This window comes from Rhodococcus pyridinivorans, assembly GCF_900105195.1.
GTDB lineage: Bacteria > Actinomycetota > Actinomycetes > Mycobacteriales > Mycobacteriaceae > Rhodococcus > Rhodococcus pyridinivorans.
Genome location: NZ_FNRX01000002.1, coordinates 3,806,779 through 3,820,838 on the forward strand (window position 1 = coordinate 3,806,779; position 14,060 = coordinate 3,820,838).

General features: G+C 68.6%; 8 protein-coding genes. 6 read left to right on the forward strand and 2 right to left on the reverse strand.

What is annotated here, in order from left to right; translation table 11 throughout:
• Positions 1–81 precede the first annotated feature (81 nt).
• Positions 82–1,506, reverse strand: a complete 1,425-nt coding sequence (locus BLV31_RS18065) for an aldehyde dehydrogenase family protein (RefSeq protein WP_006552885.1) — start codon at positions 1,504–1,506, stop codon at positions 82–84.
• Between the two features lie 326 nt (positions 1,507–1,832).
• Between BLV31_RS18065 and BLV31_RS18070 the strand changes: the two genes are divergently transcribed.
• The 6 genes from BLV31_RS18070 (at position 1,833) to BLV31_RS18095 (ending at position 12,912) form a co-directional block, all read left to right on the forward strand.
• Positions 1,833–7,337 carry a glutamate synthase-related protein gene (locus tag BLV31_RS18070; RefSeq protein ID WP_064061199.1) on the forward strand — a complete coding sequence of 1,835 codons (5,505 nt, stop codon included), beginning with the start codon at positions 1,833–1,835 and terminating at the stop codon, positions 7,335–7,337.
• Positions 7,334–9,097: a sulfite reductase subunit alpha gene (locus BLV31_RS18075; protein ID WP_064061198.1), complete on the forward strand. Its 1,764-nt coding sequence runs from the start codon at positions 7,334–7,336 to the stop codon at positions 9,095–9,097. Before BLV31_RS18070 ends, BLV31_RS18075 begins: the two co-directional genes overlap by 4 nt.
• Positions 9,098–9,248: 151 nt before the next feature.
• The gene (locus BLV31_RS18080) at positions 9,249–11,291 is read left to right on the forward strand and encodes an elongation factor G-like protein EF-G2 (protein WP_064061197.1); all 2,043 of its coding nucleotides are present in this window, start codon (positions 9,249–9,251) and stop codon (positions 11,289–11,291) included.
• A 38-nt stretch (positions 11,292–11,329) separates the two neighbouring features.
• A complete protein-coding gene (locus tag BLV31_RS18085) occupies positions 11,330–12,103 on the forward strand; it encodes a PIG-L deacetylase family protein (protein ID WP_064061237.1) in 774 nt (257 codons plus the stop codon).
• Positions 12,104–12,126: 23 nt separating this feature from the next.
• Entirely contained in the window at positions 12,127–12,588 is a 462-nt protein-coding gene (locus BLV31_RS18090; protein WP_064061196.1) for an SRPBCC family protein, read from the forward strand.
• A gap of 129 nt (positions 12,589–12,717) precedes the next feature.
• Positions 12,718–12,912: a hypothetical protein gene (locus tag BLV31_RS18095; RefSeq protein WP_006552878.1), complete on the forward strand. Its 195-nt coding sequence runs from the start codon at positions 12,718–12,720 to the stop codon at positions 12,910–12,912.
• Between the two features lie 7 nt (positions 12,913–12,919).
• Here the strand turns inward: BLV31_RS18095 and BLV31_RS18100 are convergent, their stop codons facing one another.
• Positions 12,920–14,050 carry an iron-containing alcohol dehydrogenase gene (locus BLV31_RS18100; protein ID WP_064061236.1) on the reverse strand — a complete coding sequence of 377 codons (1,131 nt, stop codon included), beginning with the start codon at positions 14,048–14,050 and terminating at the stop codon, positions 12,920–12,922.
• Positions 14,051–14,060 lie beyond the last annotated feature (10 nt).

Consider the following 14,060-nt stretch of genomic DNA (forward strand, 5'->3'; position numbering starts at 1 on the left):
GTCCGACGAAACGATACGGCACCGCCGTCAGCGTAAGATTCGACGGCACCGCCGTCAGCGCAAGATTCGACGGCACCGCCGTCAGCGCAAGATCGTTTTGATCTCCAGGAACTCCTCGAGCCCGAACACACCGGCCTCGCGTCCGATACCCGACTGCTTGTAACCACCGAAAGGTGCGTCGGTGTTGAAGGCGCCGCCGTTGATGTAGACCTGACCGGTGCGCATACGGCGGGCCACGGCCTCCGCTCGCGCTGGGTCGGCCGACCAGACCCCACCGGACAGGCCGTACTCGCTGTCGTTGGCAATGCGCACCGCATCGTCCTCGTCCTGGTATCCGATGATCGACAGCACCGGCCCGAAGATCTCCTCGCGGGCGATCGTCATCTCCGGCGCGACGTTCGTGAACACGGTCGGGCCGACGAAGTAGCCGGTGGTGAACTCGGTTTCGCGTCCGTCGAGCACCAGTTCGGCCCCCTCCTCGACGCCCTTGTCGATGTACGCCTTCACGCGGGCCTGCTGCGTGCCGCTGACGAGCGGGCCCAGCTTCGACGACGGATCGTCGGGCAGCCCGACGGTGTAGGCCCGCGCGACCTGCTCGGCGACGGCGGTGGCCTCCTGCAGACGGTCGGCGGGGACGAGCATGCGGGTCAGGGCGGTGCAGGTCTGGCCGGAGTTGAGGAAGCACTTGCCGACACCCTCGGTGACGGCGGCGGTGAGGTCGGCATCGTCGAGGATGATGTTGGCCGACTTGCCGCCGAGTTCGAGCGCGACCTTCTTCACCGTCTCCGCAGCGACGACCGAGACGCGCTTGCCGGCACGCGTCGAGCCCGTGAACGACACCATGTCGACGTCGGGGTGTGCGGCGATGGCCTCGCCGACGACCGGTCCGTAACCGCTGACGAGGTTGAACACGCCCGGCGGCAGGCCGGCCTCGTCGACGATGTCGACGAGCGCGTAGGTCACCAGCGGCGCGACCTCGGTGGGCTTGAGCACCACGGTGCACCCGGCGGCGAGCGCGGCGAACACCTTGAGCACCACCTGGTGCAGCGGGTAGTTCCACGGGGTGATCGCCCCGACGACCCCGATGGGTTCGCGTACGACCAGGGCGTTGCCGATCTCCTGGTCGTCGAAGTCGTACGTTCCGGCCAGCGACGCATAGGCGGCAATATTCTTCAGCGGCATCCCGACCTGGATGGCACGCGCGAAGTGAGCGGGCATCCCCATGTCCTGGGAGACGACGCTCGTGAGTTCGTCGGCACGCTCGTTCGCCAGCGAGGAGACCTTCTCCAGGTAGGCGGCGCGCGACGCACCACTGAGCGCGGACCAGGCCGGGAAGGCCGCCTTCGCTGCGGCGACCGCCCGATCGACATCGGAGGCGGCACCCTCGGCGACCGCGGCGACGACCTCTTCGGTCGTCGGGTTCACGACCTCGATGCGGCCGGCGCCGTCGGAGTCCACCCACTGCCCGTCGATGTAGATCTTCGTGCGGTCGAGAATGTCGGTCATATCGCTCTCCCTGCTCGTAGTCCGGCCTGTCGACGCCGTTGGGCGCGAGCGTAGCGAAGACCCTCCCGCAATAAAGCGTTTACTCCCGGCGGGTTGTGATGTATCCCGCCGTCACCGGAGTTAACACGTGCGCTACACTTGCCATTGCTGCTCGCGCGCTCCACCGTCGCAACGCACGGCGCATTCGGACAAAGACGTCTGCATTCACACACATCGTCTCCGGCACACGTCTATGCACCTCAGGAGCTGCGCCTTCCCACGCGTTCCCCTTCTTCGCATCGTCACTGCCGGTCGACGTCGAATTCGATGCACCGAGGAGGACGTCCGTGACGCACGCCAGTGACACCGGCCTGTACGACAGCACGCTGGACAAGAGCAGTTGTGGTGTCGGTTTCATCACCCGCAAGGACGGCGTGCAGACCCACGACGTGCTCACCCGCGGTCACGAGGCCCTGTGCGTCGTGCCGCACCGCGGTGGCATGTCCGCCGAGGGTGTCGGCGACGGAGCCGGCATCAACGTGGACCTGTCGGTCGCCTTCTTCTCCGAGATCACCGGAACACCCTTGCAGGAAGGGCACTTCGGTGTCGGAAACTTCTTCCTCCCCACCGATCCCGCGGCGCATGCCGATGCCGAGGAACTCGTCTCGTCGGCACTCGCCGGAGCCGGGGTCACCGTGCTCACGATGCGCGACGTCCCCGTCGACGACAGCGTGTTGCGTCCTGCCGCAACGAAATACCAGCTGCCGATCCGTCAGTGGATCTTCACGCGGCCCGACGCGTGCGACTCCGTCGACGAGTTCGACCGACTGCTGCACGGCGTGCTCCTCGAGGTCGAGGCCCGCGCCTACACCGAGCCGGAACTGGGCGGGCTGTACCCGCTCTCGCTCAGTGCGCGCACGCAGGTTCTCAAGAACCGCTTGAACTCTCACGAGGTCATCCCGTACTTCCGCGATCTCACCGATCCGCGGCACGCGGTGCACACCCTGTTCTTCCACACCCGGTTCTCGACGAACACCGATCCGCATCCGACGATGGCGCAGCCGTTCCGCCTCATAGCGCACAACGGTGAGCTGAACACCGATCGCAAGAACCGGCTGTTCGAGGGCGCCCTCGCCCGCGCGATGGGCCGTGACATCATTCGCCCGCCGGGACAGTCCGACAGCTGCCGCTTCGACCAGACCCTGGCCTCGCGTATCGCCCACAACGAACTCGACCTCGTCACCGCCGTCGTGCAGATGATGCCGCCTGCCTGGGAGAACGACACCGAGCTGTCGCCACAGGTCCGCGCGATGCTCGAGTTCTTCTCCCTGTACGAGGAGAAGAACGACGGCCCCGCGGCGCTGGTCTTCGGCAACGGCACCGTCGTCGGCGCGCGCCTCGACCGCCTCGACCGCCTCGGCCTGCGTCCGCTGCGCACCGTGGAGACCGAAGAGTACCTCGCCGTCACCTCCGAGGCCGGCCAGTTCGACTTCGCGCCCGAGACCGTGCTGCGTCGCGGCCGCATCGAGGCCGGTGGCATGCTGTACTTCGATCACCGCACGCGCCGCTCCTACGGAGCGGATGAGGCGCTCGAACTTCTTGCTGCCCCGCAGAATTACGCGTCGCTCGTCGACGAGGCCCGCCGCAGTCTCGATGCCCTGCCCGAGGTTCCCGCCGAGAAGGCCGGTTCCCCGCTGCGCTACAACGGCGATCTCGAGCGTTACCAGCGCTACGTGTCCTACAGCATCAACCAGGAATCCTTCCGGTTCATGCTCGACCCGATGCTCGCGTCGGGTCAGGAGCGCATCTCCGCGATGGGTTACGGCAACGCCATCAACGCGCTGTCGGATCAGGAAGGCGGTGTGGCCAAGTACTTCTCGCAGCGCTTCGCCCAGGTCACCAACCCGTCGCTGGACTCGATCCGCGAAGCGGACGGCATGACCCTGCGCGTCGCGCTCGGTGCTCGCCCCGGTAGCGGTGCTCCCGTCTCGTCCGCGACCCAGATCGTGGTGCCCACCCCGATCCTCACGCACCTCGACATGCTGCGTATCCGCGAGCAGTCCGACACCCCGGTGCGGCGTTTCGAGATGCTGTACTCCCCCGTCTTCGACGACGCCAAGGCGAACGCGGCCGCGCTCGCCGCCGCGATCGACGGTACGGCCGAGGCCATTGCCGATTTCGCCCGCGAATCCGGTGGCATCGCCGTGCTCACCGACCGCCACGTCTCCACCGACCGCGCCGGACTGCCGATGGTGCTCACCGTCGCCGCGGTCAACCAGCGCCTGATCGACGAGGGATTGCGTCTGCGCGTGTCCGTCATCGTCGAATCCGGACAGCTGTTCTCGTCGCATCACATCGCCGCGACCCTCGGTTTCGGTGCCGCTGCGGTGTATCCGCTCACGGTGCAGATGCGCGCCGAGGAGAAGTTCGGCGACGATGCCGACGCCGCGTTCCTGAAGTTCCGCAAGGCTGCGGAGAAGTCGCTCATGAAGACGATGGGACGCGTCGGCCTGTGCACCGTCGAGTCGTACATCGGCGGTGAGTTCTTCGAGCCGAGCTATCTCGACACGAGTGACGAGGTGCTCGCGCGCTGGTTCCCGAACGTGAAGTCCCCGGTCGGCGGTGTCGGTTTCACCACCCTCGCGCAGGCCGTCGCCGACTGGCACCGTCGCGCTCTCACCGTGGAGACGGAGAAGGACGTCCCGCTGCTGGGTCTGTTCAAGGAGCGCGCCGAGGGCGCCGGTCACTCGTTCGGCACGACCGCCGTGCGCGGCTTCGTGGACATGACCGAGGAGCCCTTCGCGCTGCCCGTGGAGAAGGAGGCCGAGCCGGATCTGACCGACGCGCTGCGTCTGCTGCCGCTGCACCGGCTCTCCGACGCGCACGGTCTCGACGACGCGTCGTACCGCTACGGCGGCTTCCGCGCCCTGACACCCGCCGAGATCGATGCCTTCGAGATCACCCCGGGTTACCGCGCGTTCGCCCGCACGATGGCCGACGAGCGCACACAGCGTCCCGCGGCGCTGCGCGACGTGCTCGCCCTGCCCGCCGACGTCACCTACGCCGTCACCGCCGAGGACTTCACCAAGGAGATGGGCCGCTTCGCGCGGTTCGGCAACAACTCGATGCTCGTGCGCGGGATCTCCGCGGCGCGGGTCGGTGAGAGCGAATTCGTCCTGCGTCTGACCGGTCCGCTCGCAGACGACCACCGTCGTCCCGATGCGCTCGCGGCCTCGCTCGTCGCGCGCTTCGGTGACGGCATCGTCTCGCACCGTTGCTACGGCGACACCCTGACCGTGCACGCGATCGGTGACGCCGCGCGCTATCTCGAGCAGGTCCGCCAGGCCCCGCTGAGCGTGCGGCTCGACCGGGTGCAGCCGGCGCACGAGATCACCCCGGCGCTCGCGTCGGGTGCGATGAGCCATGGCGCGCTCAACTCCAACGCCCACGAGGCCGTCGCCCACGGCACCAACATGGTCGGCGGCATGTCGAACTGCGGTGAGGGCGGCGAGCACATCTCCCGCTACGGCACCATCCGCGGGTCGCGCATCAAGCAGTTCGCGTCCGGCCGCTTCGGTGTGTGGGCCGGTTATCTCGCCGATCCGATGCTCGAGGAGATCGAGATCAAGATCGCGCAGGGCGCGAAGCCCGGTGAGGGCGGCCAGTTGCCCGCCAAGAAGGTCACGGTGGAGATCGCCGCGGCGCGCGGTGCGACCCCGGGCGTCGAGCTGGTCTCGCCGCCGCCGCACCACGACACCTACTCCATCGAGGACCTCGCCCAGCTCATCCACGACGCCAAGGCGGCGCGGGTGCGGGTGATCGTCAAGCTCGTCTCCTCGGAGGGTATCGGCACGATCGCCGTGGGTGTCGCGAAGGCCGGCGCCGACGTCATCAACGTCGCCGGCAACACCGGCGGCACGGGTGCCGCCTCGGTGACCTCGCTGAAGTACGCGGGCCGGTCCGCGGAGATCGGTGTGGCCGAGGTCCACCAGGCCCTCACGGCCAACGGTCTGCGCGACAAGGTCGTGCTGCGCTGCTCGGGTGCGCACCAGACGGCGTCGGACGTCATCGTCTCCGCGCTGCTCGGCGCCGACAGCTTCGAGTTCGGCACCACCGCGCTGATGATGCTCGGCTGCGTCATGGCGAAGAACTGCAACGTCAAGTGCCCGGCAGGTCTGACCACGAATCCCGAAGTGTTCAACGGCGATCCGCGGGCGATGGCCCAGTACCTGCTCAACGTCGCGCACGAGACCCGAGAGCTGCTCGCCCGCCTGGGTCTGCGGTCGCTGCGCGACGCGCGTGGCCGCGCCGACCTGCTGCACCTGCTCGACCACCCGTCGAGCGTGGGCCGGCTGGACCTGCGGGCGATGCTCGCGGTGCTGCCCGAGGTGCACATCGACAATCCGGTCTACATGGAGAAGGACTACTCGCTCGACGAGGCGTGGGTGGCCCGGCTGCGCGAGGCCCTCGTCGATGCGAAGGAGCTCACCGTCTCGCTCGGCGACGGCGTGCAGCTGACGAACAACAACAAGAGCGTCGGCGCGCAGCTGGCGATCGACATCGAGCGCATGCTCAACCACGAGGATCTCGGCGCCCTGCCGGCCGTGCTCGACGACGAGCGCGGACGCCGGTGGCTACGCGACGGCACCGTCACCATCACCACCTCCGGTTCGGCGGGCCTGTCCTTCGGGGCGTTCTGCAACGACGGCATGCACATCGAGCACACCGGTACCGCCAACGACGGCGTCGGCAAGGGCCAGTGCGGCGGGCAGATCGTGCTGCACTCCCCCGGCGGCGGCAGCGACCGACGCGGCGGCAACGTGCTCATCGGCAACTTCGCGCTCTTCGGTGCGACCGGTGGTCGCCTGTTCGTCGAGGGTGAGGCCGGCGACCGCTTCGCGGTGCGCAACTCCGGCGCCACCGCCGTCGTCGAGGGTGTCGGCGAGTTCGCCTGCGAGTACATGACCAACGGCGCGGTGCTCAACATCGGCGAGTTCGGCAAGGGCTTCGGCAACGGCATGTCGGGCGGGTTCGTCTACCAGTACGACCCCGAGGACCTGCTCCCCCGCAAGGCCAGCGCCGACTCGATCGTCCTCGGGTCGATCACCGGCGACGACCCGCAGGCCGCGATCCACAACGCCGCCGTGCTGCAGCTGCTGCACCTGCACGTCGAGGCGACCGGCTCGGTGAAGGCCCGCTTCCTGATCGACAACTGGCAGGTCGAGCAGCACCGCTTCGCGTACGGCATGCCGCGCGCGCTGCTGCAGTACCAGGACCTCGACGAGATCCTCGCCGCAGCGTCGCGCAAGGACCTCGCCGCCGAGGTCGCCACGGCGCTGGTCGCGCACCAGGTGCGCAAGTTCAAGGAGAACTACCGCTCGGGTGTTCCCGTCGCCGGTGGTGTCACCCCGGACGCGACCGACACCGAGGCCATGTACGCGCTGCTCAACAACTACACGGTGCTCGCCGCCGCGCAGGAGATGGCGCTGCAGAAGGTCCCCGGCGCCACCGACGTGTCGGATCCGGCGGTGCAGAAGGCCGCTCGCAATCTGCTGCTCACCGAGGACTTCTTCCTCGTCGCGAAGCTCGAGCGCTACGCCCTCGCGGCGATCGCCGACCACACCGACGAGCAGCTCGCGGCGCTGGTCGCCGACAAGCGCCTGAACGACTACAAGCAGGCCCTGGCCCTGCGCAACGTCCGCTCGGTCGATGCGCCGGGTACCTACGGCTGGATCCTCTTGCAGAGCCGCAAGAATCTCGACGCCGCAGGTCGCCTGCCCGGTTACGAGGAACTGTTCGCACGCAACGCCGTCCCGAACGTCCTCACCTCCACGATGGGAGTCTCCGCGTGACCACCACCGGCCCGTTCATTCCCCTCGACGCTCCGTTCACCGCCGATCAGCGGTCGTGGCTCTCCGGCTTCGTCGCCGGGATGCAGACCCGCCTGTTCTCCGGGGGTCCCGCCGCCGATGCCGGGACCGTCGGCTCGGCGACTGCTCTGCACGTGCTCTACGGCTCGCAGACCGGCAATGCCGAAGCCGTCGCCGAGGACGCCGCGGCTGCAGCGCGCACCCAGGGCTTCGCGCCCGTCGTGTGCGCTCTCGACGACATGGACCTCGACCGGTTCGCCGGTCTGGGCCAGGTCCTGATCGTCACATCCACCTACGGCGAGGGCGAGATGCCCGACAACGCCGAGCTGTTCTGGGATGCGCTGTCGGCCGAGAGCGCGCCGCGCCTCGACGGCATGAACTTCGCGGTGCTCGCTCTCGGTGACACGGGGTACGACGGGTTCTGCCAGGCCGGCAAGCTCATCGATATGCGTCTCGAGCAGCTCGGTGCGCAGCGCATCGTGCCGCGGGTGGACTGCGACGTCGAGTTCGAGGAGCTCGCCGCGACGTGGATCGCGGAGACGCTGCCGCTCGTCGCGGCCGTCGAGGGCATCGTGGGCGATGGTGCTCCCGCTCCCGCGGCACCGGCGGCACCGGCCCGGGCGAAGTCGCAGTGGACCCGCAAGAATCCCTATCCGGCGGTGTTGACGTCGAACGTGCTCCTGTCCGGGGAGGACTCGGCCAAGGAGATTCGGCACTACGAGTTCGCGCTCGCCGATTCCGGTCTCGAATACGAAGCGGGCGACGCGCTGAACGTGGTGCCCGTCAACGACACCGAACTCGTGCACGCGATCCTCGGTCGGCTCGGTCTCGACGGCGCGGCCGTCCCCGAGGGTCACGACGACACGCTCGAGCACCTCCTCACCTACAACTACGAGATCACCGCTCCGTCCGTCGATCTCCTCGAGGAGATCGAGAAACACACGGGTAACGAGGAACTCACCTATGTGCTGCGGCACAGCGACAAGGCCGCGCTCGACGAATGGTTGTGGGGCCGCGACATTCTCGACGTGCTCCTGCTCGATCCCGCGCCCGAGCTGTCGGCCGAGCAGTTCCTGGCGCTGCTGCGTCCGCTGCAGCACCGGGCGTACTCGATCTCGTCGAGTCCGAACGCGTGCGACGGTTCGGTGCACCTGACGGTCGCGGCGGTGCGCTACGGCACCGACGGCCGCGAGCGTCGCGGGGTGTGCTCGACCTTCCTCGCCGATCGTGTCGGTGAAGGCAAGGTCGGCATCTTCGTGTCGAAGAACAAGGCCTTCCGCGTGCCCGCCGACGACACCGCACCGATGATCATGGTCGGTCCGGGCACCGGCATCGCACCCTTCCGCGGCTTCCTGCAGGAACGTCGCGCACGGGGTGCGACGGGGAAGAACTGGCTGTTCTTCGGCGACCAGAAGCGCGGCTGCGACTACATCTACGAACAGGAGTTGGCCGAGTTCGCCGACTCGGGTGTGCTCACGCGCCTGGACCTGGCGTTCTCCCGCGATCAGGCCGAGAAGATCTACGTGCAGACCCGCATGAAGGAGCACGGCGCGGAACTGTTCGCGTGGCTCGAGGAGGGTGGACACTTCTACATCTGCGGCGACGCGTCGCGGATGGCGAAGGACGTCGACCGTGCGCTGCACGAGATCGTCGCCGAGCACGGCGGCATGAACGACGAGCAGGCCGCGGAGTACGTCACCACCCTCAAGCGCGAGAAGCGGTACGTGCGCGACGTGTACTGAGCAGGCCGGGGGTACGCACCGCCGCCGCGAGGCTCGCAACACCATCGGTCACCGGTGGCGTTGCGAGCCCCGAGCGCGTGTTGCGAACCTCCCCGGAGGCACCATCGGAATGCCTTAGACTGTGCTGCAGGTCACACGAGGGAGTAGCTCGATGCCCGATCGCTCCGCAGCACGCAGCCGGCAGGCACCGACCGCCGACAGTCCCGACCGGATCCGCAACGTTGCCCTGGTGGGGTGCAGCGGCTCCGGGAAAACCACCCTCACCGAATCCCTCGCCGTCGCAGCGGGCGCCGTCGGGCGCGCCGGGCGCGTGGCAGAGGGCACCACGGTGTCCGACTACGAGGGGATCGAGCAGCGCCACCGCAGGTCGGTGCAGCTGTCCGTCGTCCCCCTCGAATGGAACGACATCAAGATCAACCTGATCGACATGCCGGGACACCCCGACTTCGACGCCGAGGTCCGCGCAGCCCTGCACGCGGCCGACGCGGCGATCTTCGTCGTCTCCGCCACCGATCCCATCAGCGCAGCGACCCGCGCGCTCTGGCGCGAATGCGACGACGAGGCGATCCCCCGCGCGATCGTGGTGAACAAACTCGATGTCGCCCGGCACAGCTTCGACGACATGCTCACCGACTGTCACGTCGCCTTCGGATTGGGACCGGACACCCTGAGGGCCATGTTCTATCCCGTCTACGACGGCGACCGCCCGATCGGGTCGATGGGTCTGCTGACGGGCCGCAGCTACGGCGAACCCGGTCCGTGCCCGGTGTCCACCGAAGCGCGCGAGAGCCTCGTGGAGGCCATCTCCGGCCAGGACGACACGCTCATGGAGCGGTTCATCGCCGGCGAGCAACTCGACACGGCCTCCCTGCAGGAAGGACTCACCCGCGAGATCCTGGCGTGCACCCTGCACCCGGCCGTTCCCGCCGACGAGACGGGGATCGGTGCCGTCGAACTGCTCGAATTGATCACCACCGGATTCCCCGCACCGACGCAGCGCGGTCGTGGTGCACCGCCGTGCGATCCGGACGGTCCGCTCGCCGCGCAGGTCGTGCGCGTGGCCGGCGACTCCTATGTCGGGCGGATCAGCCTGGTGCGCGTGTACTCCGGCACGCTGCGACCCGACACGATCGTCGCGCTGGCCGACGGCGACCGCGACAGCCGCGAACGCATTCCCGCCCTGACGAGCCCGTTCGGCAAGCAACAGCGCCCGGTCGGTGAAGCCGTGGCGGGAGACATCACCTCCGTCGGGAAGCTCGCGACGGCACAACCCGGTGACGTCCTGTACGACCCCGACCATCCGGTCCCGCTCGACCGGTGGCCCACCCCGACTCCCCTGCTCCCCGTCGCGATCGAGGCACACACCCGCACCGACGACGACAAGCTGTCCCAGGCCCTGTCGCGCCTCGCCTCCGAGGATCCCGCGCTGCGCGTCGAGCAGAATCCCGAGACCCATCAGCTCGTGCTGTGGTGCACGGGTGAAGCGCACGCCGAACTGGTCCTCGAACGGTTGCGCACCCGGCACGGTGTCCAGGTCGACACGGTCGAGCATCGGGTGCCGCTCGAGGAGACCTTCGCCGGCCCCGCGAAAGGCCACGGCAGGCTCGTCAAACAATCCGGCGGGCACGGTCAGTACGCGGTCGTCGACGTCGAGGTCGAACCACTGCCGGTGGGCAGCGGGGTGGTGTTCGCCGAGAAGGTGGTGGGCGGTGCGGTTCCGCGCCAGTTCATCCCGTCCGTGGAGAAGGGCGTGTACGCGCAGGCCGAGAAGGGCGTGACGACGGGATATCCGCTCGTCGACGTGCAAGTCACCCTGGTCGACGGCAAGGCCCACTCGGTGGATTCGTCCGACGCGGCCTTCCAGGCCGCCGCCGGGCTGGCCCTGCGGGATGCGGCCTCACACAGCACCGTTCGCGTACTCGAACCGGTCGCCGCCGTGCGGGTGATCGTGCCGGAGGAGCATCTCGGCGCGGTCCTCGGCGATCTGTCGGCCCGGCGCGGACGGGTGCTCGGCACCGAATCCCCCGAGCCGGGTGTCGCCCTGTTGCGCGCGGAGGTTCCCGAGCTCGAACTCGGCCGCTATCCGGTGGAACTGCGGGCCATCACGCAGGGCACCGCCGATTTCGCCCGCCAGTATCTGCGGCACGAACCGATGCCCGAGAATCTCGCGGCCCGCTACGGCGAGTCGGACTGACCGCTGCACCGCACGAGCAGCGTGTCAGCATGAACGCCATGAGCGTTCTGCTGTGCTTTCATGCACACCCCGACGACGAGGTGTTCCTCACCGGTGGCGTGATGCGCCGAGCCGCCGACGCCGGGCATCGCGTCGTCCTCGTCGTCGCCACCGACGGTGCCCGCGGCGAGTATCCCGACGGTTTGCTCGCGCCCGGCGAATCCCTCGCCGCCCGGCGCGCGAAGGAGCTGGAGGAATCCGCCCGGGCGCTGGGTGCGGCGAGGGTGGTGCCCTTCGGCTACGGCGATTCGGGGATGGCCGGCACCGCCGGCAACCACGACCCGAATGCCTTCGCCAACGCCGATCCGAGCGAGGTGGGAGCCAGACTGGCCGCCGTGATCGAGCAGGAACGCGCCGATGTCGTCACGATCTACGACGAGCACGGCGGCTACGGCCATCCCGATCACGTCCAGGTCCACCGGGCCGGGATCCATGCCGAACGGATCACCGGACACGACGCCGTCTACGAGGCATCGAGCAACCGGGACCACCTTATGCGGCTGCTCTCGGCGCTGCCGGACACCCCCGACGACGTGCGCCCACCGGACCTCGAGTCGTTCGGCCTACCGGAATCGGAACTGACCACCGCGGTGGACGTGTCGACGGCGCTGGCCGCCAAACGCGCTGCCATGATCGGCTATGAGTCGCAGATCGGAGATTTCGGGCCGATGCTGAACATGCCCGAGGAACACCTGCGGGCCGCCTTCGGTGTCGAATGGTTCCGGCGCCGCGGTGTTCCGCCCGGGCTGCAGGAGACCGAGCTCCCGCTCTGACCCGAACGATCACGAGGAGAGAAGTGGAACAACGCATCGAGGTCTCGCGCAACATCGCCGCACCACCATCCGCGGTGTGGCGGGTGCTCACCGCGCTGGACGAGGCGCCCACCACCCTGCGTGCGGTGAAGGCCGTGGAACGACTGGACGGCACCGGCTACGAGGTGGGCACACGGTGGCGGGAGACCCGCGTGATGTTCGGGCAGTCGTCGACCGAGGAGATGCAGGTCGCCGAGGCGGATCCGGAGCGGCGCACCGTCGTCGTCGCCGAATCCCGCGGCGTCCGCTACCGGACCGTCTTCGATCTGATCCCCTCGGCGGGCGGCACGGATCTGTCCGTGGAGTTCTCCGGCGAGAGCGGACCCCTCGGCGCCTTCGCGCAGCTTGCGATGACCCTGTTCGCGCCGCTCGCGAAACGCGCGACCCGCAAGGCCCTCGAACAGGACCTCGCCGACATCGCCGCCGCAGCCGAGCGGGCGGGATGAGCTAGGCGGCGGGAACGGTCTCATCGAGCTTGCCGGTGGTGATCGGTGTGAGCAGAACCGTTGCCCGTTTGACCGTTCCGGCGCTCGGGTACCGCTCCCCTGCACCCTACGAACGAAGGACGGACGTCGATGGACAACGCCCCCAAGCACGGTTCGGGCCGCCCAGAGGACAACGACGACCTCACCGGGCAGAAGATCAAACATCTCGTCGACAAGCTCGAGCAGAAGGTCGAGAAGGAACGCGAGGAGGAGGGTGCGCCCGGCAACGTCGCGGACCGGGTGAGGACGGAGAAGGTCGAGCCCGACGATCAGGCTCCCGAATGAGCCGGCCTCAGGCGTAGATCCGCCCGTAGAGATCGCGGATCTCCTCGGCCGTCGGGATCCTCGGGTTGTTGTTCGGGGATCCCGACGCCAGCGCCTGCTCGGCCATGACCGGGAGCCTCTCGTCCCAGGTCTGCTTGTCGATGCCGTACGACTTCGGTGTCGGCACCTCCACGTCGCGGCACAGTTCCTTCAGCGCGACGACCAGGTCTGCGGCGGCGGTCGCATCCGAGGCGTCCGTCGAGGCCGCGCCGAGCGCGCGGGCGCAGTCGGCATAGCGGGACTCGGCGGCATCCACCGAGAACTCGGTGACCGCCGGGAACAGCATCGCGTTCGACAGTCCGTGCGCAACATGGAAGTGCGCCCCGATCGGACGGCTCATGCCGTGCACGAGCGCGACGCTGGAGTTGGAGAAGGCGATGCCCGCCTGCGTGGCGGCCAGCATCATCCGCTCGCGCGCCTCGGCGTCCTGCCCGTCCGCGTAGACGCGCCGCAGTACCTGTCCGATGGTGTCGATCGCGACGAGCGCGAGGCTGTCGGAGAACGGGTTCGCCTTCCTGCTGACATAGGCCTCGATGGCATGGGTGAGTGCATCCACGCCGGTGTCCGCCGTCAGGCGCGGGGGCATCGTCATGGTGAGCCGATAGTCGACGATCGCAGCGACCGGCAGGAAGGCCTGGCCCGTGCACAGCATCTTCTCGTCGGACTCGCTGTCGCTGATGATCGTGAACTGGGTTGCCTCCGAGCCGCTTCCCGCCGTGGTCGGCACGGCGATCACCGGTAGCGCCGGGCCGATGTTGTCGCGCGGCACCTTGTAGTCGCGCATGTGACCGCCCTTCCGGGCGAGCAGGCCGAGGGCCTTGGCCGTGTCCATCGGGCTTCCTCCACCGAACCCGATCACACAGTCGGCGTCGTGCTCGGCGACCGCTGCGGCACCCGCGTCGAGCGAGGCGGTGGTGGGGTCGGGAACGGTCTCGGCGAAGACTGCCGGCCGCAGTCCGGCGGCCTCGAGCTGCGCGACCATCCGATCCACCGCACCGGTGCCGACCAGGAATTTGTCGGTCACCACCAGGGGCCGGGCGAGTCCGAGTCCGGCGACTACCTCACCGATCTCCTCGACGGCGCCCCCGCCGACGCGCATGATGCGTGGA